The sequence below is a fragment of the Aureimonas psammosilenae genome (genome assembly GCF_009176975.1).
Taxonomy (GTDB): Bacteria; Pseudomonadota; Alphaproteobacteria; order Rhizobiales; family Rhizobiaceae; genus Plantimonas; species Plantimonas psammosilenae.
Map to the genome: position 1 here is coordinate 467,790 of NZ_WEZG01000001.1, position 22,990 is coordinate 490,779.

A 22,990-nucleotide genomic window follows, 5' to 3' on the forward strand; every position below is an offset into this window, starting at 1 on the left:
CGATGTTTCCCTCCGCTCAGCGGTGGTCGAGCCGGGCCGTGATGCGGTCGCCCGCCCATTGCAGGGCACAAACGAGAACGATCAAGACCGCGACCACCGCGATCATCACGCCGGTTTCGAAACGCTGGTAGCCGTAGCGGATGGCGAGATCGCCCAGGCCCCCCGCGCCGATCGCGCCCGCCATGGCGGAAGCGCCGATCAGCGTCACGAGCGTCACGGTGAAACCCGCTGCGATGCCGGGCAGGGCTTCGGGCACCAGTACCTCGCGCACGATATGCCAGCGGTTGCCGCCCATGGCGCGCACCGCCTCAATGAGGCCCGGATGCACCTCGCGCAGGGAGACTTCCGCGATGCGCGCATAATAGGGCGTCGCGGCGATGGCGAGCGGCATGATGGCGGCCCAGGTGCCGAGCGAGGTGCCGACGATCAGCCTCGTCACCGGGATCAGCGCGACGAGAAGGATGATGAAAGGCACGGAGCGGAAGCCGTTCACCACCGCGCCGAGCGCCGAGTTCACCCAACGGTTTTCCGCAAAGCCGCCCTTGGCGGTTGCGACGAGAACGAGGCCGAGCGGCAGGCCGACAACCAACGAGATCGCGCCCGAGGCCGCCGTCATCAGGATGGTTTCCCAGATGGCTTTCAGGAGAAGCCGGATCATGGTCTCAGACATGGCCGAGAACCTCCGTCTCAGCGCCGCGCGAGGCGAGAAAGGCGAGGACTTGCCGCAACTCGGCCTCGTTTTGCGCCGCGATCTTCAGGAAAAGGCTCGCCACGGCACGCCCCTGGATATGGTCGATGCCGCCATGCAGGAACTCGGCCGGGCGGCCGGTGACCCGCGCCAGATCAGTGATGATCGTGCCCGCGCCGTCGCCGACGAGATCGGCGCGCAGAACAGCATGGTTGGCCATAGTCGATGAAAGCGTGCGCGAGATGGCGTCGGGGAGTTCCGGCCGGATGCCGCCGAGGAGGCCTTTCGTCAGCGCCTGGTGCGGCTGCGCGAAGACCTGCCAGACCGGGCCTTCCTCCACGATGCGTCCGGCCTCGATCACCGCGACGCGGTCGGCGATGGCGCGCACCACTTCCATCTCGTGCGTGATGAGAATGATCGTCAGCCCGAGGCGGCGGTTGATGTCCTGCAAAAGCGCCAGGATCGAGCGCGTCGTTTCGGGATCGAGGGCGGATGTCGCCTCATCCGAAAGGAGAAGCGCCGGCTTTGCGGCGAGCGCCCGCGCGATGCCGACGCGCTGTTTCTGGCCACCCGATAGTTGGGCGGGATAGGATTTAGCCTTGTCGGCAAGACCGACGAGATCAAGAAGCTCGGCCACCCTTTGCCGGCGCGCCGCCTTGTTCTCGCCCGCGATCTTCAAGGGAAGCGCGACGTTCTCCGCCACCGTCTTGGCGGACAGGAGATTGAAGTGCTGGAAGATCATGCCGACGCGGCGGCGCAGCGGCTGAAGCTCGGACTCGGCGAGGCCGGCGATGTCGCGCCCCTCGATCTCGATGCGCCCCGAATCCGGCCGCTCCAGCCCGTTGAGGCAGCGGATCAGCGTCGACTTGCCAGCGCCCGAACGGCCGATGACGCCGAGAATCTCGCCGGCACCGACTTCAAGCGACACGCCGTCCAGCGCCCGCACCTCGCCGAAGTGCCGCCGCACATCCGTTAAACGGACGATGGCCGGGACGCTGCCTGACGAGGCTTCGAGCCTTGTCGATGGAACATGCTGATTCATGGGTCGCGGGGCGTGCCTTGAAGGGCCGGAAACAAGAATGGCGCGGCTCGGTTTCCCGAGCCGACGCCTTCGATCGTTGCTTACATATAGAAAGGGATCAGTAGGCCGCGATGCCCGTGCCCTTGTAGACCTTGTCGAACTCGGCCTTCACGGTCGGGTTCTGGTAAGCGGAAACGAGCGTCTTCACCCAGGGCTCGTTTTCTTCTCCCGCCTTCACGGCGATGAAGTTGCGGTAGGGATTGTCCGCGACCGGCTCCTGCGCGATGCGATCCTCGTCCGCCTTCAGGCCGGCCTTCAACGCCCAGTCGGTGTTCACCACCGCCGCGTCGAGATCGTCGATGGCGCGCCCGACGACGCCGGCGTCCAGCTCCTTGATCTCGACATTCTTCGGGTTCTCCTCAATGTCGGCGATGGTGGCGAGGATGCCCGTGCCGGCCTTGAGCTTGATGACGCCCTCGCGCTCCAGAAGCTTCAGGGCGCGGCCCTCGTTCGACGGATCGTTCGGAACGCCGATCACCGCGCCTTCCTTCAGATCGGCGATATTCTCGGCCGTCCTGGAGTAAAGGCCGATCGGCCAAACGGCAGTGTAGCCGACATTGACGATGTGGTAGCCGTTGGTCTTGATCTGGTTGTCGAGATAGGGCTGGTGCTGGAAGGCGTTGGCCTGAATCTCGCCGTTCTCGAGCGCTTCGTTCGGCTGGGTGTAGTCGTTGAAGATCACGGTTTCGATCGTGAGGTCGTTCTTGGCGGCTTCAGTGACCACGACGCGCCAGACATCCTCGTCCTCGCCGCTCATGATGCCGACCTTGATCGATTTCGGCTCGGCATGCGCCGTCGGCGCGCCGAGCATCGCCAGGGGCAGGGCGGCCGCGATCATCGACAGGAAGAGACGGCGGCCGGAGAAGGAGGCGGGCGAGGTCGAGAAACTCATACGAAGCGTCCGTTGAAGAAAAAAGCCGCCGAAGGGGCTGGGAGGAAACGACCCCCGGCGGAATGCGCTTATTCTAATATCCATCATCGCAATAGACAGAATTGCGTGACCGTTGTTGCGAGCTGTGGCGGAACAATCATCCGCGAATGCGATCTTCTCGGAAATCCATTTCGCGTTTCAGTGGGGAACGGCTCGCTTCGAGAGAATGTTGCATTCGGCTCCGATTCTCATCGGATGAGGATCAAAGTGGCAGGGTGAACTGGGTTTCGGGCGCTTCCTCGTCGGCAACGACAAGCGAGGACAAGGACACGCCGAGAAGCCGCACGCCTTTCGGCACGGGCATCAACGGGTGGAGGAGATCGAGTGCGAAGCCTTCCAGCGCCGCGCGGCCCGAAACGGGCGCCTGCACCGAAAGGCTGCGGGTGATCTGCCGGAAATCGGAGAACTTCACCTTCAGCGTCACGGTGCGGCCGCGGATGCCGCTCGTTTCGCAATAGCGCCAGACCTTGTCGAGGATCGGCTGCAGCGCCTCGCGCATCGCGTCGAACTGATGGAGATCGCTGCCGAAAGTGTTCTCGGCGCCCACCGACTTGCGAATGCGGTTGGCGCGAACGGGGCGCTCGTCGACGCCGCGCGAGATGGAATAGTAGTAAGGGCCCGCCTTGCCGAAGCGCTCCTGCAGAAAGGCGAGGGGGCGCTCGCGCAGGTCCCGGCCGGTATGGATGCCGAGGCGTTCCATCTTCGCCGCCGTTGCCGGTCCGATGCCGTGAAAGCGGCCGACCGGCAGATCCTCCACGAACCCGGCCCCCATCGTGGGAGTGATGACGAACAGCCCGTCGGGCTTGCGGTGATCGGAGGCGAGCTTGGCCAGGAACTTGTTGTAGGACACGCCGGCCGAGGCCGTGAGGTTCGTCACCTCGCGGATGCGCCCGCGAATGGCCTCGGCGATGGCGGTGGCGGACGGGATGTTCTGGATGTTCTCGGTGACGTCGAGATAGGCCTCGTCCAGCGACAGCGGCTCGATGATCGGCGTATGCTCGGCGAAGATCTCGCGGATCTGGGCGGAGATCGCCTTATAAACGTCGAAGCGCGGCTTCACGAAAACGAGGTCGGGACATTTGCGCTTGGCGGTGACCGACGGCATGGCCGAGCGCACGCCGAACTTGCGCGCTTCGTAGCTCGCCGCCGCCACGACGCCCCGCTCGCGCGAGCCGCCGACCGCCACCGGCCTGCCCCGCAGGGACGGATCGTCGCGCTGTTCCACCGACGCGTAGAAGGCGTCCATGTCGATATGGATGATCTTGCGCTGCCGGACGGGATTCAGGCCGTCGGCGCGAATCTCCGGCGCGCCGCGCTCGGACAAAGGCTCGCGCCCCCCGTCCTCCGCGATTCCCGCCGCAAACGCCGCCATCGCCATCCCCACGCGAATCCCGCCGATCGCTCCTGACCTTGCTGGCGGATCCTTCCGATCGAACGATCCGTCATGACGGAAGTCTAGAACATAATGGGAACAGACTTGCAAGACGCTCAGGCGGGGCGCGTCCGCCTCGATCATGGTCTGATTGGAGCTTGTGAGGCTCTCAGTCTCACACGCTTCACAAACGTTCCGGCGTTGTTCTGGGAAGTGGGGGCTAACCCCTTGAGAAGGAATGGTGCCGCTTAGGTGACTCGAACACCTGACCCCATCATTACGAAGTATGGGCTGCGCACTACGCTTAAGTGAGGTTAGGTGCGCATAACGTATTGCACGACCCCGATAAACCGGCCATACCTCATCACTTAGGGAAGCATAAGAGATGATTGGGAAGCAGGAGATTGCTTCCCATGCGCTTCCCAATTCGGGATTGCCATGCGTTTCACGGTTCCAGCCATAGCGAAGCTGACGCTCCCCGAGGGGAAGAGCGATCACATCATTTTTGATGACGCCATGCCGGGGTTCGGAATTCGACTTCGGGCCGGCGGCAAAAAGGTGTGGATTGCGCAGTATCGCGTCGGCACGAAACAGCGGCGGCTGACGATTGGCTCGACTGACAAGCTGTCACTGGACGCGGCGCGGGCCGAAGCGAGAGCCATCCTCGCCAAAGCGCAGCTTGGGACCGATCCGCAGAACGAGAAGGTGGAGGCTCGCAATAAGGCGTCCGTCACGCTCGGCAGCATAGCCGACACCTATTCCAACGGGCCGGCAAAAAGGAGCTTGCGACCGAATAGCTACGCCTCGTTGCTGGTGCATCTCAACAAGCACTGGAAGCCGCTACGTGATCGCCCGCTCCACGGCATCCAGCGAGCCGACATCGCGTCCCGGCTGAACGAGATCGCAGAAGAGAACGGCCCCTTTGCCGCCAACCGCGCAAGGGTTGTCCTCTCCTCGCTGTTCGCCTGGGCCATGAGCGAAGGCCTTGCCGAGGGAAACCCCGTCATAGGCACCCGCAAGGCCACGGAGGAGGTGTCGCGGGATCGGGTGCTATCGGATGCTGAGCTATCGCTTGTCTGGAAACATGCTGGCGCTGGCGACTATGGCCGCATCGTTCGGTTGCTCATCCTGACGGGCCAGCGCCGCGAAGAGGTTGGCGGCATGGCTCATTCCGAGTTGGATCTAGCCAAAGCTCTATGGACGATCCCGAAAGAGCGGGCGAAGAACGGCTTGGCGCATGACGTGCCGTTGTCGGCATCGGCGCTCGCAATCATAGACGAGCCGGCCGCGCCGAAAATTGCTGATACGCGCAAACGACAAACCCTCAAAACCTTCGAAACCCCGGAGGCTGAGGAGCGCGATTTCCTATTCGGGGCCGGCGAAGGATCATTCTCGGGCTGGAGCAAGTCGAAGGCCGCGCTTGATGCTCGTGTGTCTGCCGACATCGCGGAAACCGCCAAGGCGGCCGGCGCTAAGCCGAAGCCTATGCCCCCTTGGCGACTTCACGACATCCGCAGGACTGTAGCGACCCGGCTCGGAGATATCGGGGTGTTGCCGCATGTCGTGGAAGCCGTCCTAAACCACATCAGCGGGCACCGGGCGGGAGTGGCGGGGATCTACAACCGCGCGACCTATGCCAGCGAGAAACGGGCCGCGCTGGATATGTGGGGCTTGCGAGTGCGTGATGTGGTGGAGGGCATCCATGCCTAGACCACGCCCGAGCGATTGGAAGCCTGCCGGAATTGAACTGTACGAGATGCGCGCAGTTTTCAGCCTCAAAGATCGGCTGGCGTTTCTTGAGTTCGTAGGTGCTGGAAGCAGCACCTCCTACATGAAGCGGACTTTACGAAACCGCATAATGAACGCAGCGGCGCACCTCAACGCGGCTCTGCACTATGCCAGGGCTCCTACTCTCGCGAGCACAAAAGCGGGAGTATCTAAGTTGAGGGATCAATTGACTGAAGTTTCCGCAGTGCTCGACGGCTTGGATTACTCAGGCCGGAAAGCATTGAGCAATGCTGCCGACGACGACAGTCTAGGCGGACGGCTCGCTATGAGCGATGGGCCGCGTTTCGAGTTTACGGATATCATAAACGGCAAGCCGCAAGATTTCCGGCAACATCTGGGCGACGAGAGAATAGCGACCGTCAGCAACGGCCTAAAGGACATGATCGCATGGGCTGATAGTGTGCTTCAGATGGACGACGCCGAAGAGATAAAAGAGCGAGCCCAAAAAGCAGAAGCGATCCGAATTTGCCTCCGATGTCTTGTCGATGTCTGGAAGGATGGGTGGGGTAGGCGACCGCAATCAAACGCTACCCATGCAAACTTCACCCCATTTGCCCGCGCCGTCCTCAATCCAATCATGGCGAGGCACGGCCGAGTAGACGACCTTACGCGAGCGATCAGCGATGTTCTCTACAAATGAGGTACGCTACCCGTACCTGAAAAATACAGAGGCGATACCGTCAAGATAGCTCTTGATAGCTTGTGATTACTGAAGCCGAAGCGTCAGGCAACGGCGGGGATCACAAGCAATGAGTACCGCAACAAACAGTCCTTTGCCGGCCGATATGGCCCGCAACCGTGTCGTAGGCTCGAAAGAGGCAGCAACGTTCTTGAACGTTAGCCTTCCTCATTTCCGCCGTCTCTACCAAACGGGCAAAGTACCTGCCCCCATCAAGATCAGCGAACGCAAGCTTGGCTGGCGCGTCGGGGTCCTCGTGGACTTCGTCAACGCGGCTTCGAAGATGGAGGCTGCGTGAGGACATGACCCATAAAATGGAACTGGCGCTCCGGGGAGCTAAGACCCGGAACGCCAGCAAAACGGAAAAGCAGGGCAGCACTTCCAGTTCTCAGACTTATAGCTTGCCGGTCCTCACGGCAATGCCCTCGACGGAGCGCAGCGGATCTATCTCGCGCGTCGTTTCCTGCGGCGGCCGGCTCTTCGCGGTCGGGTACTATGCGGGAGGCGCGGTATGAGCGCGCCTTCTCTCGAAAAAGGCCACGTCACCATCGATGCCGGTCGTTGCACTGGCGGTGATGACCCAAGCCTTGTTGGCCGCTGGGTTTATGCCGTCGCGCTTGTAGATGCCGAAGGTGGCGAACTTCACGACTATATCGGCCCGGATCGTCACGCGGCGGATACCGCCGCTGTATCCCTGGCCCGCGATTTTGGCATACGCATCATCGACAGATCGAAGGGGGAGCCGAAATGACGGCTCTCCTCCGCCTCCGTGAAGTCCGGCGCGGCTCTCGCACCGCGTGGCACGTCGAAATCTGGAAGGGTGAGCGGCTTGATAAGTCGTCCTCCTATGCCAACCGGCCGGCCGCTCGCGCCATCGCTGGTGCCGTCGCGAAAGACTTGGGGGCGGTCGTCCTCGCCTGCGGTCCCGATATCATCCCCGTCGTCGTCCGGCGCGGGGAGAAGGCGGTGGCGCAATGACCATCGCCTTGGAATTCATGGCGGCTCGCGCGCAGCTGTATGCTCGGGCTCAGCCGCACAACGCCTATCTCGCCTATGTCCGCGCCAACGGCTTGGCGCTCAAGTCCCTTGCCGATGCCGACCCCATCCGCGACTACTGCGGCTGCATGGCGGTGACGACGATCCGGCCGTTACGTGACGGCGGTTTCGAGTTCGCCCCGGTGAACGATGAGAAGGCGGTGGTGGCCGCCGTCATCGAGGCCTACGCCTCCGACTGCGAGACCGTTTCGGATCTCGTGGCGTGGCCGGTAGCGGATCCCACCCGCGTCCGACGCATGTTCGGCCGGGCCGACTGCCTCGGGGCGTGGAACATCGCCTCTGCGGCGAGCTACGTCCTCGATAGCCCTTTGATGGCATTCAGAAAGCCTTTGGGCTGGCTTCAGGCCGGTTGCCGAGGTGTCGTCGTCCTAGACCCTGCCATCGCAGCCCGCCGCCTTCTCGACGCGGCCGGCAAGATCAGCGGTGAAGATCGCGAACACTCCCAAGAGCTAGGCGCAATGATCGCCGGCCTTGTCGAGCGCGTCCAGATTGTCGCCCCCATTCAAATCGAAGAAAGAGAGGCGGCCTGATGCACGCCCAGGACTTTGTGCCCGTTCCCTTGTCGGACTACCAGCGCGGCCGCTCCAGCGATCAAGACCCATGGCGTTCGCCCGACCTGTCGCTCCTCGGCACAGGGCGTCGTGTCGCTCCCGAATTCCCGTTGCAGCTTATGGGGCCGTTCTGGGCGTCATGGGTGAAGCGTCGCGCCGCCGCCGCCTCCGCGCCGGTCGATTATGTGGCAACCTCGTTGCTCGCCAGTATCGGGGCGATGCTCGCTAATGTGCGCTGGCCCGTCGCAGGCTCCAATTGGAGTGAGCCTCCAGTTCTTTGGTGCGCCGTCGTCGGCTCGCCATCGTCCTCCAAATCGCCGGCAATGGATGCGGCCTTCGATCTCGTGCGCCATGCCGAAGACCGTATGGCCGCTGGCTTCGAAGACACTCAGCGCCAGCACGAAACAACGAAGCAGATCGCGCGCGCCAAGCGAGAGGCCTGGGAGGCTGATGTCAAAATCGACCTCAAGAACGGGCAGTTCCCTTCATCCATGCCGGAAGACGCGATCCTGCCAGAAGAGCCCGTTCGCCCCCGCGTCCGGGTTGCCGACGTGACGATAGAAAAGCTGGCGGCTCTGGCGGCCGGCCTGCCGCGCGGGATGATGATTGTTCGTGACGAGCTTGCGGGCTGGTTCGGTGCCTTCGACAAGTATGGGGGTGGGGGCTCGGATCGCGCGTTCGCCATCGAGATGTACGGCGGACGCTCCTACGTCGTGGATCGCATGAAGAGCCCGGACCCGATCCGCATTCGCCATCTCAGCGTCGGGGTCCTGGGCGGGGTTCAGCCCGACAAGCTCCCCGGCATCATCGCCGGTCCTGACGATGGCCTTGCGTCGCGCCTTCTATGGTCCTGGCCCGATGTTCTGCCTGAATTCACCCTGTCACGAGAACACGCGAACGACGACGACGCCAAGGCCGCGTTCACCCGTCTTTCGGATCTCGCCATGGGAAGTGACGAGTTCGGGATGCCCGAGCCTATCCGCCTTCGGCTGACGACCGAAGCCGAAGACGTTCTGGAGGAGTTCGCCCGCGAGATGTCGAGGGAAGCCAACGAGGCGACCGGCATCTTCTCTGGCGCTATGGGCAAGTCTCGCGGTCACGCGCTTCGCCTCTCAACTGTCATTGAGCATCTGTGGTGGTGCGGGCAGGTAGGGATGCGGGAACCCGGCGCGATCTCTGACAAGGCAGTGGAGGCGGCTGCGGCCTTGCTGGATGACTACTATGTCCCGATGGCGGCGCGTGTGTTCGGCGACGCGGCTATCCCGGCAGACGAGCGCGCGGCGATGACCCTCGCTCGGTATTTGAAGAAGCACGGCCTAGCGAAGTTCAACGCTCGCGATCTCCGGCGCGACATAGGCGGGGCGCTCCGCGATGCTCTGGCGATGGATGGAGCCTGCAATGCGCTCTGCGATGCCGGCCTTATCCGCGACATCGGCGGGCGCGCTGGCGGTAGCGCCGGCCGCCGTTCCAAGAGCTTCGAAGTTAACTCGATTGTCCTACGGAGGGCGTGATGGGCAAATGGCTTGAGCGAGCTTTGGCCTCTGTGCCGTTAGTGCCATTAGCGCCAATAGCCGACCGAAACGAGGCTAACGGCACTATTGGCACTATTGGCACAACGCCGCCAAACGAGAGTGCGGCTGTCCCGACCATCCATGATGACGACATCGAGCGCGAAGAGCGTCTAGCTATTTATGGCGAGCCGCAGGGCGAAGTGGCGCAAGAGCGCGGCGAAAGAGGGTTGGCCAACTTTGCCAACCCTGCCAGCGATGCGGTGACAAGACTTGCTGTTGTCGGCGAAGCGCGGTCAGTCGCAGTCCATGCCGGCCGCTTCGAGGATCGCCCCGCCAACTGGATGCCCGAGCCCGGCTCTGGCGTCACGATCCTGCGGCCGGCGGCCGAACTACCCGCCATAGAATACGACATGCACTTGGACCGGCTCATCGCCACTTTACCCGCTGGATCGGCCGAGGTTCAGCGTCTCATCTTCGCCAAACGCAAGGGCTGGGTCGTAGAATGCGAGGGGCGGCGGATCTTCACCAGGGGACGGTTCTGAGCATAACTGCGTCGATGCTCGAACGTTGGATATTCGCGAAGGCTGGTGCCGAGATCGGATGTCCCTTGAAGCGCCAATAATCGTCTGTATCCGGACGACCGTATTTGGAACGTTTCCAAGCGACTGGCACTTGTTCCAATAGAATGGTGTCGGATTTTCCACGCTTCTGCGTGATGCGATCACTCATCCGGCTGACCGAAAGTTTACCCAATGCTGATGTCCGGGTCGGGGCGGAAACGCTTCCGAAGACTTCATGCGCCGAACTCTATCGTTACCCTGCCACACTCACTTCCACAAAGCGTCGAAGTCAGTAACGCTCGCGACTTGTTCCCCAAAACAGATGAAACAGGGTCGGAAGCAAGACCCCAGCTTCGGGCGAAAACGCTCGTGATGGTCGGAGGCTGACATGCCGTACTGGAACAAATATCCGACACGGGATCGCATCCAAAACATCCGGAAGCCGTCTCCAATCGTCACGTCACGTGGAATGGGTGTAGCCGCGCGATACGCGACATCCCTGCGAGAGAATGCGGAGATTGCCCGGCTCGCTGCCGAACTCGATGTGAAGCTGGCCGAACAGTCATTGGCCAATCAAAACGCAAAAGGAATTTGATCATGAACACCACACCATTCACGCAAGGCGGCCAGGCCTTTCTCAATGAAGCACCCACCGCTTCCTGCCAGTTCCCGAACGGGTCCACTATGCATCGCGAGTGGATGGACGGATGGGCTCAGCGCCAGGTAAGCGAACGCGCGCACCGGTCGCGGAGCATGGATGCAACGAACGTTCAGATGACGCAGGAGTAACCTAAGGAGGTTAACAGCGCGGTTCGGGGTTCAACAGAACTGAACCAGCGCCATTTTCTTGGATACGAGCGGCCGGCGGATATCGCCGGCCGTTTTTGTTTGACGAGTGCGGCGAACGACTATTCAAGCGGGGGCGGACATGACCGAGTACCTTCGTTTAGACCCGTGTCGTGATGTATGGCGACTAAAGCGGCTTGTCGCTTCGAGGACCCCGATCTGCCAGCGGAGCCAGTCCTCCCAGTACCGTTGGGCTCAGACTGCTGAAAAACGCAACGATACGCGGCGAAGCAATGCCACGGTTTTCGTCCCAGAACGCTCTGCGGGTTCGCGCGCTTGCCTCGCGATCTTCAACTGAGTTGCCGTTCCCCGCTTCGATGATCCGACACAAGTTATCAAAATCATCGGCACGAACGCCTTCGATCAATTCGTATGGGAAGTGAAAGCTGCGGTCAGCCCCTTCGTACTCAGCACGATCAAACGGGTAGAGGATCAAGCCGCTCGACTTTGAGAACAGGAAATCGGCGAAGATTGAGGAGTAGTCGGTGATGAGGAAGTCGATGTCGGGAATGGCGGTGTAGAAATCTGCCCCCTCCGGCCAGACCTTAATCCTTGGATAGCAATCCGCCAGCTCCCGGAGCCGTTGAATGTCGGTCTTCGCTCGAATGGTGTTCGGATGAAGCTTGACGTAGAGAACCGCGTCTCGCTGCGCCAAAGTGTCGTTCAGCTGATTGGGGTGCGGAAACGCCCTGTCTATGAATGGCCGGTTTCCGGCGCGCAGTGTGGGTGCGTAGAGATAGGTGACCTTACCCAGACGCAACGACACATCCGAACGGGTTACGTCAGCGTCGATCGCTGTCGCTAACTGGTGAAGCTCTGGATCGAAGGCTACATCCAAGCGCGGCGTGCCAAGAATGGGGCAATTTTTTCTCGGCAGTAGGAACGACGCCGCGAACCGTTTGGAATGACGCTCTGAAGCGGCGACCAAGAAGTTCGGCCTGAAGATGCTCCGGATGTAGAGCGGTCCACTGTTCTTCTCTCGGGTTACGCCGATGTTTTTGACCCCGACGCCATGCCAGAGGGAGACGAGAAAGCTGCGGCTGGAGCGAAAAGGGATCTTCTTTCCGTAGTCGTTGACGAAGTGAAATCCAGCACCTGCTACCAGCCGAATTCCGTCGAGCGAAGGGTAGCGGACAGCCTTCGCGTCATGATTGTTTAGGCGCTTCGCCAGGGCGTCGGAGTTGGCGATCCAGACCGCGCGGATGTCCGGCCGATGGATAGTGATCCAAAGGTACAGGTACTTCGTATTGCCCTCGAACGGGCCGTGGAAAAGCCACAGCCTGCGATCACTCGTAGTTCGACCAGCGGCATAAAATTCGGCAAGCTTGAAGTAGACCTTCGCGGCCTTCGGGATATCTCGAACCCTCAAGCGGCATCCTCAATCTCTTGGATGATCGCGGTTGTGCTGACGCCATCGTAATAGGGAACCAACTCTAGTCGGATACCAAGCGAGGCGAGTTCTTCTTCGGTTACGCCGATCTGGGTGAGATACCGCTCTCGCGTCCAGTCATCGCCGTGGACGATGACCGCCGGGCTATGTCGATCAATGAGGTTCCGGACGGAAAACCCATCTACGATCTCGGCGTGATCGACGTGGCGGATCGCCGAAACGATTGCAAGCCGATCTGTTTCTGCAATCACAGGCGTACGCTTGTATTTCGCGACCTTCGCATCAGAGTTGACCGCCACAACAAGACGGTCACCAAGAGCGCGGGCTGACTTCAGGAACTCGACATGTCCCCGATGGAACAGGTCGAAAGCTCCAAGCACTAGAACGGTAGTTGTCAGTGATAGCATGATGCTCACAGAATACATGCACCATGCGCCGAGCGATGTGGTTTGACGAAAGCGAGACTAAGCCCAGGACGGCGCTGACGCCCGCAAACAACACGCCCACGGCGGCATGGGTCGATCTGCGAAACTTCCGCAAATGTTTGAATATGTCCAGTCCCCCTTGGCGATATGAACTGGTGAAACCGTAGCCGACCGGCAAGGGGGACCGTTTGTTGGATCGCCAAACAGCATTTCGGCAAAACCAAATGGTCAGCTTAATTAGCTTTCAGTAGATGTGCGAAAGGCCGCCATTCTGGCGTTACATCTGATGATCGTTCATGCATCAGGTCAGATGGATCGAGAACTCAGAGAACTCGACCGTCGCGCACCTGGGTGCTGATGTCGAAACTCATCTCGCGCGTATGAGCCGAGACATCTCCGCCGAACCGCCGAATGTCGTTCGCCTGTAGACGAATGCGCCAGACTGCTTTGGTTTTGCGCAGGTTTCCCGCTGGCATCCGCGTTTCAACCCACTCAGCGCAGCCTGCATATCGGCCGGCGGGCAGAACGATATCGTCGCCGATATCCACCGGCTTAGCGATTTTGAATGTCCTTGCTTCATTCACGATGCGCGACAGCATGGCCTCCCCCGCCTTAAGTCGTCGTCTCCGACAGATTGCTCTGCAAGGCTTGTGCCAACGTGCCGTAACTCTCTGAAATGCTAACGACATTCTTGGGTGATAGCGTCCCCTTCGATGGACGAGCCATGCGCTTTCCTCTATATGTGGTATCACAATACCGCAACGGAGTGAGGCCGTGTCGCAGTATCCAGAATACCTGAATGTCCGGGCTCCGAGCGGCACCGCCAAGGCGTTGGAAGAAGCCGCCAAGCGCGAGGGCAAGAAGCCGGCGCAGATCGTGCGCGAAGCTCTCCTTGCTCGCCTCCATGCACAGCCGAGGGCCGCCTAATGGCCGCGTCTCCGGGTTACGTCTTCGGCGGCAACACTGGCCTCAGCTATGACGAGCTACAGGCCCGCCGGAAGGTGCTGAGCGCCATGCTCGCGCAACAGTCCAGTCGCACGCCGCAGAACCTCGGTGAAGGTATCGCCGCGCTGGGGCAGGGCATCGCCAACGGTTTGGAAGCTCGCTACCTCCGCAAGCAAGAGGAGGAGATGCGCGGGAAGCAAGAGGGGCTATGGGGTGACATCGGAGCGGCAATGCGAGGTTCGACCTCTGCGCTCTCTTACGATCCGGCCGGCCCGGCGCTTTCAGGCGCTACAGGCTCCGACGCCTCGGCTCCGAAGCTGAAGGCCAGTGCAGCCGACAACGACAACGGCCTTCAGCCTTTCCAGACGGCATTCCTCGATACGCTGGCCGGCCCTGAGAGCGCAGGAGCCTACAACGTCAAATACGGCGGCGACACCTTCAGCGATTTCTCCGACCATCCGCGGCAGGATATCCTGATCCAATCCGGCCCCCACGTTGGGAAGACATCGAGCGCGGCCGGCCGCTACCAATTCCTCGGAAGCACATGGGACGACGAGGCCAAGAAGCTCGGGCTTTCCGATTTCAGCCCCGCCAATCAGGATCGCGCCGCGTGGTCGCTGGCGTCCGACACGTACCGCAAGAAGACGGGCAATGACCTGTCGGTGGTGCTGCAATCGGGCGATCCCGACGCTATCGCGGGCGTCGGGCCGGCTCTCAAGGACGTGTGGACATCGCTTCCCGGCGGTATTGAGCAGGGCACGAATAAGGACGCCTTTACCTCCGCTTACCAGGGCGCGCTTAGCCGCAACGGTTCGGCTCGCGCTATTCAAGCGGCGGCACCTGCGCAGGGCCAACAGGTTCAGGTCGCAAGCTTGGACCCTTCGGCGGGCATGGGCTCGGCAACTCCTCCGACCACGCGGCAAGCGCTAGAGCGCGCATCGGCGACGGTGAACGCGGCGCAGGCGAGCGGTGCGTCCATCGACGGTCAGATGAGCCCCGAAGATCAGGCTCGCTACAACACCCTTGTCGGTCGCCAGCCGGGGCAGGTGGACCCGAACGCGGTCCCCTATACCGGCCCCGCGGAATACAACACGCCGGAACTGCGCCTCGACACGAACGGCGCTCGCGTGACGCGGGATAGCCAGGAGCGGATGGCCCCGGGAAAGCAGGCGGTCGTCAACGCCCTGATGGCACAGGGAGGGGGCGCGCCGCCGCAAGACCCGACGCAGCTCGCCGCCCTGCCGTCGCCGCGGATGGTGGATGCCAATCCGACACCGCCGGCAGCTTCTACATTCTCGCCCGCCGTCCAGCAGGCCGCCGCGAACGATCCGAGCTTTGACGGCTTCAGCCAGTCGGGGCCGCCGGAGACCATGACGCGCAAGATTGCCCGCATCATGATTGATCGCGGCATCGGCCTGCCCACGGCTCCCCCACCTCCCGACGATCAGGGTGGCCCGCTCGGACACTTCGGCGATCCGAATAGGAGCCCCGTCCAACGCGTCGCCGAAGCCCAGATGGTCGGGCAGGCCCAGAACGGGGCGGACCCCACGGCGCTGATGATGCGGGTGTTGAGTTCGCCCTTCGCGACGGACGAACAGCGCCAAGTCGCGGCGCAGGTCCTCCAGCGCTCGCAGTCCCGCCAGGATCTCACAGACCGTCGAAGCTACGAGGCGAACCAGGCGCAGCTAGAACGGCGCAACGCTTGGGAGGACTACCAGCGCAAAGCCCGTTTCGATGCTGAGTTGAAGGCGGTCGATCCTGATATCGCCCTAGATCGTGACTACAAGCGCGCGCAGATCACTGCCGCTACGGCGAAGGGGTCGGGTTATCGAACGCTCAGTGCAGAAGAAGCCGCATCGCGTGGGCTTCCGCCCGGGGCAACCTACCAAATCGGCCCGGACAACAAGGTTGATGCCATCGGCAACGGCAAAGGCCAGAGCATCACCATCGGCGGTGGCGAAAACAAACAGGTCTTCGATGCGATGGCGGAAAGCGCTTCGGGCGCTCGTTCCTCCGTGTCGGGCTTGAAGGCCATTCGCGATGCCCGCCAAGCGATCGATGCCGGCGGTATCTTCGGCGCAGGGGCCGATATGCGCCTCGGGCTTCAGAAGGTCGGCGCTTATCTCGGAGTTACGGACCCGTCAGCGATCACGAACACAGAAACGTTCCGAGCGGCCATCGCTCCGCAGGTGTCGGCAGTCCTGAAGTCCACGGTCGGCAGCGCCAACATCTCCAATACGGATCGCGAGTTCGCAGAGAAGGCGGCCGGCGGCAACATCACGCTGGAGCCCGCCAGCATCAAGCGCCTCCTCACCATCATGGAGAAGGCGTCCACGGAAGCGGTCGCAGGCCATATGTCCCGGCTCGATAAGGTCTATCCGGCAGGTGGGCAGTTCGACCGGGAGCGAGCGCTGTTCGGGGTGGATATGCCCGACATGACCCCCACGCCTTACGATCCGCCTCCGACCGGAAGCCCGCCACCTGCGCCGGCCGCCAGTGCGCCGAACATGGGAGCCAACTGGCCTCAAGGCGGGCAGGTGTCCCGGCCTCGCACCGATGCTGAGTTCAACGCCATTCCGAAGGGCGGCCTCTACGTCGATCCCGAGGACGGCAAGACCTACAGGAAGTAACGCCCATGCCTCGCTTCTCTGGAACCCTTGTCGAAGATGCGCCGGCCTCGGAGCCGGTGCGCCGGCCGCGCTTCAGCGGAACGCTTGTGGAGGACATGCCGCAGGACGGCGGCGGCAGCTCCAACGGGTACAAGATGGCGCGCGGTGCCTATCTGGGCGCGCTCGACGGCGCGTCCCTATCCTTCGGTGACGAGCTGGGCGCTGGCCTCGGCGCGGTGTCGGAAGGGCTGGCCAGCTACATCACTGGCACGCCGGGGCGCTCCTATGGTGAGCTTCGCGACCAGATCCGCGCGCAGAACCGTCAGGCGCAGGAAGAGGCTCCCGGCTCATACCTTACCGGCCAGATCGCGGGCGGTATTGCATCGTCCGCGCCAATCGCGGGCGCAGGCATTGTCGGGGGCGCAGCGCGATCCATTCCGGCAAAGCTCGCCATCTCCACCGGGACCGGAGCGGGTACGGGTGCGGTGCAGGGCTTCGGTGCTGGTGAAGGCGGCTTCAACAAGCGCATGGAGGAAGCCGTCTTAGGAGCAGGTATCGGCGGCGGTATGGGGTTCTTGGCGGTTCCTGCCGGCGCAGCGATTGGCAAGGGCCTGAACTATGCTGGCGATTTCCTGGCCTCTCGGGGCGGCCCGGTTGGGCGATCCGGCCAAGACCTTCTCCAGCGCACTCTTGCCGACGAAGGCTTGACCCTTGAAGACGCCGCCCGCCGCGCCCGCGAGATGGGTCCGAGCGCCATGCTTGCCGATGCGAGCGAAGGTCTTCGATATCGCGCCGAACAGATCGCGCAGAGCGACAACCCGGCCCGGTCGGGCGTCATCGGTGCCCTGAAGGATCGCAGCGCGGCGGCCGGCGGTCGGATCAATTCCGCCTATAACGATGCACTTGGGCCGCGCCCGAACGTTCATGAAACGATCACGACCATGGCGAAGGAGGCCAAGGGCCGCGCCGATCCGCTCTATGCGCAGGCCCGAGCCGAAAACCTGCCGGTAGACGTGAACCCGGTTATCCAGGCCATCGACGGGCAACTCATGACGCCAGCCGACCGTATCGCCGGCCCCTCCGGGCTTCCTGCCGATGACGTGGACAAGGCGCTATCGTGGGTTCGTTCGCATCTGACGGACGGGCAATCGCAGCGAACCGGCATCGATCATCTTGACCGGCTAGAGCGCCGTGTCAGGGCGCAGACGAAATCGGCATTCGAGGGCGGGCGCTCCGATGTGGGGCACGCGCTCAACGAGGTGGGCAAGGTGCTGCGGGGCCAGATGAAGGCTTCCAGCCCGATCTATGCGCAGGCCCGCCAGACCTTCGCCGATGACATGAGCGTCAAGGAGGCTTTCGAGACCGGGCAGAAACTCTTCGGCCGGAAGGTCCATCCCGACTTCCTTGCGGCCGAAGTCGCGGACATGAGCGATGCGGAGCGGCAGGCCTTGCAGCTCGGCGCCCGCTCGGCAGTGGACGATGCGATGGGGCAGGTCCGCAACGGCGCACTGAAGGGCCGCCAGCTTCTCGATAGCGATTTCAACGAGCGCAAGATCCTCACCGTCCTTGGCGAGGACGATGGTCGCACCCTCATCAATTCGCTTCAGGGCGAACAGGCGATGGCCGAAACCGCGCACCAGGCGATCGGCAACTCGGCAACGTCTCGGCGGATGGACAACCCGTTCCGCGTTCAACAGCGCACAGCGGACGACCGCGCCGGCATCATCCGCAGCGCCGCGAACCTCAAGTTCGGCGATGCCGCCATGCGGGCGCTGGAATACGGCAAAGACGCGCTGGAGCGGCGTGGCGCGGCTACGATGGCCGACGAGCTTGGCTCCACTCTCACGGCCACCGGAGACGCCAGGGAGCGCATTGTGCGAGCCTTGATGGATCAGGACGCACGGCGCGCGCAGGCGCGAGTGACAGACCCGAAGGTGAGGGCGATTGCCGAGGCCCTTACTCGGGGCGGGATGCTTGCTTACGGCCAGAACGCTCTCCGATGAGAACGCCAGCGCATAGGCCAATCATGATGCCGACGATGAGCGATGCGGCGCTGAAGGGGATGGATCGGAAAAACCAATTCAGCCCAAACCACGCCACGGTCATCACTGCCGCGAACAAGATCAGCGCGGCGGCTCGCCAGATGAATACGGCGGCAGGGCTCAATGGTGCGGCTCCGGTCGGGGCATGGCCGCACCATACGACACGCCACGGGCATGGAGAAGCCGCATGACGAGCAATCCTATCGACGCGCAGCGCTACAACGAGTTCGCGGCCTCCATCATGCCCGCGCCCGGTGCGTCCGAAGTCGGGGCGGAACTCGCCACCTACCTCAATGCGACGGCAACGACCGGCGGCGATCCGAACCACCTCACCGACATCGTGGAAAGGTTCACCGCCGCGCCCGCAACGACGATTGCCGATGCCTTGGCTCTTGTGTCGTGGATCTCGGCTTTGCTGCCACAGGCGCTCGCGGTGCCCATCGAGGACGAAGGGACGGCGGTCGCGCTACGCCACATCATCGGCAATGCCTGCAACATGGCGGATCGCGCACGTGACGCGCTTGTCACCAGCACCGGCATTCCGCCCGAGGCCTTCACCGGCATTCCCGGCAAAGCGAACTGAGAGGCACCATGGACAGCTTCATCTTCAATTCGAACGAAACTCCCGAACAGGCGGCGCAGCGCAAGAAGCAGCAGGTGGCGCAAGCCATGATGCTGGGCGGTCAATCTCCGGGCCTGCCTGCGATCCCGTCTGCGCCCATCGGCTTCGGGAAGCCCGCGCCGCAGCAAGCGCCGATGTTCTCCGGGCAGACCCGCAACACGATTGGCGGCGGCCTCAGCGGCGCGTTGGTTGGTGGAGCCCTCGGTGGGCCGATTGGCGCGGTTGCCGGCGCGCTCCTTGCTGGCGGTGCCGCTCGCGCTCTTCACAAGCCCGACCGCTCGCAGGAGGCACAAGCGGCGATGAATGCAGGGTGGGACGGCTTCAGCCAACAGCCGCAGCAATCGGCCTCGACGCCGCAGTCTCCGCCGGCATGGACAGCCGAAACCGGGAGCAAATCCATCCATACGGGCTCGGGCGTGTTCCCCGGCGAAGCGGACGACTTCAAGCCCGCGTACCGGAAGATATTCGGAGGCTGACGATGGCGACGCTGCAGGCTCGCTTGGAAAAGCTGGAAGCCAAGATGACCGGGGCCAAAGCTCCCCGTCGCTTTATTGTCGTGCAAGGAGGGGCGGGCTTCTCGGATGGAGCGATTGAGGCCTTCTTGGCTACCAAGGGGATCAAGCTCACGCCGTCCGACCAGATCGCTTATATTCGGCTGCAACTGGGGGAACCGGACGGTAGCGCCGCACCAATCGAACCGCTCCAGCTTCTCAACATCACGCCATGCAGGGGACGAACATGAAAACACTTGCCGCGCGCCTCGCACAGCTTGAACAACGGATCGGATCTGCCGGCCCACAGTCGCGCGTCATCTTCGTGACCGGTGGGGAAACGACAGCCGACAAGTGCGATGCCTTCCTCGCGAAGAATGGCATCAGCATCAAGCCGCGCGATATCCTGTTCCTGACGACTTACGAGGCCAAGCCGGGTTCAGATGAAGCCCCGACGCCACTTCGGATCGTGAGCATCAATTCCCTCGACGGCCGGCCGTTGACGGCCTGAAATCAATCATAGGAAATCAAGCGGTATGTCGCGCGGTGGAGTTAGAGAAGGCGCAGGACGGAAGGCGGGAACGGCCAATCGTCGGTCAATGGAGATTGTCGCGGATTTGATGGCGTCCGGTCAATCGCCGGCCGAATACCTCGTCACCCTGTATCGGAATGAGCAGGCCGACCCGAAGGACCGCGCCTGGGCCGCGAACGCTGTCGCCCCGTATGTGCATCCTCGCCTTGCCCCTACCGCTCAGAAGGTGACGCTCGACTTGCCCGACACCTCGACGGCGGAAGGCGTGCGCGATGCTATCGCTCGCGTCGTTCAATCCGTAGCGGTAGGCGAGATTGCGCCGAGTGAGGGGCAGAGCATGGTTGCCGTCATTGAGGCGCAGCGCAAGGCCATCGAGACGGTGGACGTGTTGAAGAGGCTAGAGACCCTTGAGGCAAGCTACACGCAATCCAGACCCGCATAAGCATCGAAGTTATTTGTATCGTTACGGCTGGCTCTCTACGGTCGCGCGAAAAGGACCGGGGATCACGGATGCGCTACGCAATTTGGAACAACAAGGGTGGCGTTGGGAAGTCTTTCGTCACGTTCATCACGGCTTGCGAATATGCGCGAGTTCATCCTGAGAAGATGGTCGTGATTGTAGATATGTGCCCACAGGCCAACGTCAGTGAAGTCGTGCTTGGCGGCAATGGGAAGGGAGCGGACGAACTCGAAAAGCTTCTTACGGCAACCCCAAGGAAGACAGTTGGCGGATATTTTGACGAGCGTATCTCTAGCCCTCATGCCATGACGGGCAACGAGACCAGCTACTTGCTCAAGGCGAACACCTACAACCCCAACTTGGATGAAAACATCTACCTAATCGCTGGCGACCCTTCGCTGGAGATCCAAGCGGAGGCGATCAACCAGATCGCGGGACAAACGCTCCCGCCAAACTCGTGGTCAAATGTCCATCAATGGCTGAAGGACCTGCTGAACACGATCACTCGGAAACACGACGATCCGGTGTTCTTTATCGACTGCAATCCGAGTTTTTCAGCGTACACCGAGCTAGCTATCATAGCTTCGGATCGCCTAATCGTCCCTTGCACCGCTGATGGCTCATCTGCTCGTGCGATCACGAATATTGGCCAGTTGGTATATGGTATCAACGTTCCGGCGGCCTACGCCGCTGTAAGCTTCTCGAAGCGTGCGGCAACCTATTCGCTACCTCTTCCTACTATCCACGTTATTCCGCTCAATCGCAGCACTCAATATGAGCAGAAAGCCTCGAAGGCTTTTTCCGCAATGTACAGTGCAATAAAGGCGCGCGCCGCAAAGCTATATTCTGCGAACAAGGGAGCTTTCACGTCGTCTAAAGACCAGTTCTTGGACATTCCTGATGCGCACAGCGTCAGCGTTGTCACGGCACATCTTGGTCTACCTCTGCACAAAATTAAGCTTGGTAAGTATCAAATTCATGATAGGGATACCCAAGTCCCGAAAGACAGTCTCAATCGGTACAAAGATGCTTTCGCCAACCTCGTTGGGAGGCTCTAGCGCAAATCCCCATTGCGCTTCTTGTTCCAGGTTTCCTTTCCTGCGGAGGGCAGTTTCTACTCCGTTACTCCGGTAACTTGGCGGTTGGGCAGGTTGCTATTATCTAATGTCGCCGGTCGAAGTCTACATCTCTCAAGCATGTCTCGGATCGCCGCCTTGGTGACGAAGTGCTTGCCGGCGATCATCAGCATATCGAGGTTGCCCTTTGTCGCCTCGGTACGAAGGGCTGCGGGCTTGAGACTGCCGGCAAAGAATAGTTCACATGCTTCGGCAAGCCGAACGGGATCATGATCGCCGATGGAGTTGGCATCACGGCTCATGGTTTTCCCCCATTTTGCCTTGTTGCTTTGCCTTTGCCTTCGCCCGCTGCGCCTCGTGGATACGCTTCACGATAGGGTCAGGGTCTGCACCACGTTCGCGGGCTTGAGCATCGTGGATCATCTTCATAAGCGGGTCGGGATCGTTGCCCGCTTCAGGTTGGCCGCCAGACTGCAATGAGGCAAGCGCAGCTTCGACAGACGCCCATGACCAACGGACACAGCCAGCGGTGAGCTTCAGCGGTTTTGGAAGCACTCCACCTCGCACGAGTGCGTAAACCTGCGTTTCGCTGATCTCCAGCTCGGCTGAGAGGGTCTTGATGTTGACGTAGGACGGGACGTTTCCAATCGGCATGCGGTTTCTCGCGGGGTGCCGTTAGACTGTCGCAAACGTCGCAACTGTCGCAAGCCCTGAACTGATTTTCAGCGCCGCCGGGTGATCTCGGCATCTACGAGCCGTTTGCCAACGCTTGAAATCCCGACCCCGCCAAGTTTGCGCTCTGCCAATTCGAGTTCAAGCAAGCGGTCGGCCATTGTTGTTGTTAGGAACGCCGTATCGTGGCGATACAGCTTCAACAGCCAATCCCATTCTTCCGATGTCAGTTCGCCTTTGGATATCAAGCTTTCTTCATCTCCCGTCCTCAAAGGTCGGTAAGCCCTTCGGCTTCACCCGCCAGATACTTGTCGTTGAAGCCAATTCTTGAATTCGACGGACGTGCTTCTTCCTTCGGAATGGCAACCATCCGAAACGAGGCTTGGGTGAAATGTTGCAGTAGCTCGACGTGACGCCCCTCTTCATCCTCTCCGATGAATAGAATTAGTTGCGATCCCACACTAGCCATCGAGGTTACTCGGATCTGTCGGGAGCCATCGGTAGCGTAGAAAACCGGAGTTTCTTCGTCGCGTTGGCACCCACGTTTGAAGCGGGCCGTGCTCTCTACCAGCTTATCCTTCAAGGCCTCTGCCGGATCTTTGATCCGGGGCATAGCTGCGGGCATGGGAAGAGTTGGGAATGAACGATCTGTCATTCTGGATA

General features: G+C 61.6%; 30 protein-coding genes. 19 read left to right on the plus strand and 11 right to left on the minus strand.

Going from position 1 to position 22,990, the window contains the following annotated elements; translation table 11 throughout:
• Nucleotides 1-16 precede the first annotated feature (16 nt).
• From F9929_RS02135 to dinB, 4 genes are all read right to left on the minus strand, one after another.
• Nucleotides 17-670 carry a methionine ABC transporter permease gene (locus F9929_RS02135; protein WP_152044873.1) on the minus strand — a complete coding sequence of 218 codons (654 nt, stop codon included), beginning with the start codon at nt 668-670 and terminating at the stop codon, nt 17-19.
• Nucleotides 663-1,730: a methionine ABC transporter ATP-binding protein gene (locus F9929_RS02140; RefSeq protein WP_328595977.1), complete on the minus strand. Its 1,068-nt coding sequence runs from the start codon at nt 1,728-1,730 to the stop codon at nt 663-665. Before F9929_RS02140 ends, F9929_RS02135 begins: the two co-directional genes overlap by 8 nt.
• A gap of 97 nt (nt 1,731-1,827) precedes the next feature.
• Nucleotides 1,828-2,661, minus strand: a complete 834-nt coding sequence (locus F9929_RS02145) for a MetQ/NlpA family ABC transporter substrate-binding protein (protein ID WP_152044874.1) — start codon at nt 2,659-2,661, stop codon at nt 1,828-1,830.
• A gap of 241 nt (nt 2,662-2,902) precedes the next feature.
• The gene (gene dinB / locus F9929_RS02150) at nt 2,903-4,072 is read right to left on the minus strand and encodes a DNA polymerase IV (protein WP_152044875.1); all 1,170 of its coding nucleotides are present in this window, start codon (nt 4,070-4,072) and stop codon (nt 2,903-2,905) included.
• A gap of 438 nt (nt 4,073-4,510) precedes the next feature.
• Here dinB and F9929_RS02155 point away from each other — a divergent pair, with 438 nt between their 5' ends.
• The 9 genes from F9929_RS02155 to F9929_RS02195 all read left to right on the plus strand — a co-directional run bounded on the left by F9929_RS02155 (nt 4,511) and on the right by F9929_RS02195 (nt 10,812).
• Nucleotides 4,511-5,782: a tyrosine-type recombinase/integrase gene (locus F9929_RS02155; protein ID WP_152044876.1), complete on the plus strand. Its 1,272-nt coding sequence runs from the start codon at nt 4,511-4,513 to the stop codon at nt 5,780-5,782.
• Complete coding sequence (locus tag F9929_RS02160) at nt 5,775-6,500, plus strand: hypothetical protein (protein ID WP_152044877.1); 726 nt, start codon at nt 5,775-5,777, stop codon at nt 6,498-6,500. The genes F9929_RS02155 and F9929_RS02160 overlap by 8 nt, the downstream gene beginning before the upstream one ends.
• Before the next feature lie 109 nt (nt 6,501-6,609).
• Nucleotides 6,610-6,837, plus strand: a complete 228-nt coding sequence (locus F9929_RS02165; protein ID WP_152044878.1) for a helix-turn-helix transcriptional regulator — start codon at nt 6,610-6,612, stop codon at nt 6,835-6,837.
• A 213-nt stretch (nt 6,838-7,050) separates the two neighbouring features.
• Complete coding sequence (locus tag F9929_RS02170; RefSeq protein ID WP_152044879.1) at nt 7,051-7,290, plus strand: hypothetical protein; 240 nt, start codon at nt 7,051-7,053, stop codon at nt 7,288-7,290.
• Complete coding sequence (locus tag F9929_RS02175; protein WP_152044880.1) at nt 7,287-7,517, plus strand: hypothetical protein; 231 nt, start codon at nt 7,287-7,289, stop codon at nt 7,515-7,517. The genes F9929_RS02170 and F9929_RS02175 overlap by 4 nt, the downstream gene beginning before the upstream one ends.
• Nucleotides 7,514-8,125, plus strand: a complete 612-nt coding sequence (locus tag F9929_RS02180) for a hypothetical protein (RefSeq protein WP_152044881.1) — start codon at nt 7,514-7,516, stop codon at nt 8,123-8,125. Before F9929_RS02175 ends, F9929_RS02180 begins: the two co-directional genes overlap by 4 nt.
• Nucleotides 8,126-8,289: 164 nt before the next feature.
• Nucleotides 8,290-9,657, plus strand: a complete 1,368-nt coding sequence (locus F9929_RS02185; RefSeq protein WP_193227573.1) for a DUF3987 domain-containing protein — start codon at nt 8,290-8,292, stop codon at nt 9,655-9,657.
• Nucleotides 9,657-10,199: a hypothetical protein gene (locus tag F9929_RS02190; RefSeq protein ID WP_152044883.1), complete on the plus strand. Its 543-nt coding sequence runs from the start codon at nt 9,657-9,659 to the stop codon at nt 10,197-10,199. Before F9929_RS02185 ends, F9929_RS02190 begins: the two co-directional genes overlap by 1 nt.
• 406 nt (nt 10,200-10,605) lie before the next feature.
• Entirely contained in the window at nt 10,606-10,812 is a 207-nt protein-coding gene (locus F9929_RS02195) for a hypothetical protein (protein ID WP_152044884.1), read from the plus strand.
• 378 nt (nt 10,813-11,190) lie between these two features.
• Here the strand turns inward: F9929_RS02195 and F9929_RS02200 are convergent, their stop codons facing one another.
• The 3 genes from F9929_RS02200 to F9929_RS02210 all read right to left on the minus strand — a co-directional run bounded on the left by F9929_RS02200 (nt 11,191) and on the right by F9929_RS02210 (nt 13,477).
• Nucleotides 11,191-12,432 carry a CDP-glycerol glycerophosphotransferase family protein gene (locus F9929_RS02200; RefSeq protein ID WP_152044885.1) on the minus strand — a complete coding sequence of 414 codons (1,242 nt, stop codon included), beginning with the start codon at nt 12,430-12,432 and terminating at the stop codon, nt 11,191-11,193.
• Nucleotides 12,429-12,878 carry an adenylyltransferase/cytidyltransferase family protein gene (locus F9929_RS02205; protein ID WP_210251293.1) on the minus strand — a complete coding sequence of 150 codons (450 nt, stop codon included), beginning with the start codon at nt 12,876-12,878 and terminating at the stop codon, nt 12,429-12,431. The genes F9929_RS02200 and F9929_RS02205 overlap by 4 nt, the downstream gene beginning before the upstream one ends.
• A gap of 323 nt (nt 12,879-13,201) precedes the next feature.
• On the minus strand, nt 13,202-13,477 hold the full coding sequence (locus tag F9929_RS02210; RefSeq protein ID WP_152044886.1) for a hypothetical protein: 276 nt from the start codon (nt 13,475-13,477) through the stop codon (nt 13,202-13,204).
• A 175-nt stretch (nt 13,478-13,652) separates the two neighbouring features.
• On the opposite strand from F9929_RS02210, the gene F9929_RS23885 reads away from it, so the two are divergent.
• The 10 genes from F9929_RS23885 to F9929_RS02255 all read left to right on the plus strand — a co-directional run bounded on the left by F9929_RS23885 (nt 13,653) and on the right by F9929_RS02255 (nt 21,637).
• Nucleotides 13,653-13,805 (plus strand): hypothetical protein, encoded by a 153-nt coding sequence (locus tag F9929_RS23885; protein WP_193227574.1) that lies wholly within the window; start codon nt 13,653-13,655, stop codon nt 13,803-13,805.
• Nucleotides 13,805-16,453, plus strand: coding sequence for a lysozyme family protein (locus F9929_RS02215; protein WP_152044887.1), 2,649 nt, complete (start codon nt 13,805-13,807; stop codon nt 16,451-16,453). Before F9929_RS23885 ends, F9929_RS02215 begins: the two co-directional genes overlap by 1 nt.
• Nucleotides 16,454-16,458: 5 nt before the next feature.
• Nucleotides 16,459-18,435, plus strand: coding sequence for a hypothetical protein (locus tag F9929_RS02220; protein ID WP_152044888.1), 1,977 nt, complete (start codon nt 16,459-16,461; stop codon nt 18,433-18,435).
• Nucleotides 18,436-18,470: 35 nt separating this feature from the next.
• On the plus strand, nt 18,471-18,665 hold the full coding sequence (locus F9929_RS02225) for a hypothetical protein (RefSeq protein ID WP_152044889.1): 195 nt from the start codon (nt 18,471-18,473) through the stop codon (nt 18,663-18,665).
• Nucleotides 18,662-19,057: a hypothetical protein gene (locus F9929_RS02230; RefSeq protein WP_152044890.1), complete on the plus strand. Its 396-nt coding sequence runs from the start codon at nt 18,662-18,664 to the stop codon at nt 19,055-19,057. The genes F9929_RS02225 and F9929_RS02230 overlap by 4 nt, the downstream gene beginning before the upstream one ends.
• A gap of 8 nt (nt 19,058-19,065) precedes the next feature.
• Entirely contained in the window at nt 19,066-19,572 is a 507-nt protein-coding gene (locus F9929_RS02235) for a hypothetical protein (protein ID WP_152044891.1), read from the plus strand.
• Nucleotides 19,573-19,574: 2 nt separating this feature from the next.
• Nucleotides 19,575-19,838 (plus strand): hypothetical protein, encoded by a 264-nt coding sequence (locus F9929_RS02240; protein WP_152044892.1) that lies wholly within the window; start codon nt 19,575-19,577, stop codon nt 19,836-19,838.
• Complete coding sequence (locus F9929_RS02245; RefSeq protein ID WP_152044893.1) at nt 19,835-20,098, plus strand: hypothetical protein; 264 nt, start codon at nt 19,835-19,837, stop codon at nt 20,096-20,098. The genes F9929_RS02240 and F9929_RS02245 overlap by 4 nt, the downstream gene beginning before the upstream one ends.
• A gap of 88 nt (nt 20,099-20,186) precedes the next feature.
• Entirely contained in the window at nt 20,187-20,561 is a 375-nt protein-coding gene (locus tag F9929_RS02250) for a hypothetical protein (protein WP_152044894.1), read from the plus strand.
• 68 nt (nt 20,562-20,629) lie between these two features.
• Entirely contained in the window at nt 20,630-21,637 is a 1,008-nt protein-coding gene (locus tag F9929_RS02255) for a ParA family protein (protein ID WP_152044895.1), read from the plus strand.
• A gap of 56 nt (nt 21,638-21,693) precedes the next feature.
• Here F9929_RS02255 and F9929_RS02260 read toward each other — a convergent pair whose 3' ends face one another.
• From F9929_RS02260 to F9929_RS02275, 4 genes are all read right to left on the minus strand, one after another.
• Nucleotides 21,694-21,957: a hypothetical protein gene (locus F9929_RS02260; protein WP_152044896.1), complete on the minus strand. Its 264-nt coding sequence runs from the start codon at nt 21,955-21,957 to the stop codon at nt 21,694-21,696.
• The gene (locus tag F9929_RS23890) at nt 21,947-22,309 is read right to left on the minus strand and encodes a helix-turn-helix transcriptional regulator (RefSeq protein WP_193227575.1); all 363 of its coding nucleotides are present in this window, start codon (nt 22,307-22,309) and stop codon (nt 21,947-21,949) included. The genes F9929_RS02260 and F9929_RS23890 overlap by 11 nt, the downstream gene beginning before the upstream one ends.
• Nucleotides 22,310-22,377: 68 nt before the next feature.
• The gene (locus tag F9929_RS02270; RefSeq protein WP_152044897.1) at nt 22,378-22,575 is read right to left on the minus strand and encodes a hypothetical protein; all 198 of its coding nucleotides are present in this window, start codon (nt 22,573-22,575) and stop codon (nt 22,378-22,380) included.
• 20 nt (nt 22,576-22,595) lie between these two features.
• Nucleotides 22,596-22,982, minus strand: a complete 387-nt coding sequence (locus F9929_RS02275) for a DUF6173 family protein (RefSeq protein WP_152044898.1) — start codon at nt 22,980-22,982, stop codon at nt 22,596-22,598.
• Nucleotides 22,983-22,990: the final 8 nt, after the last annotated feature.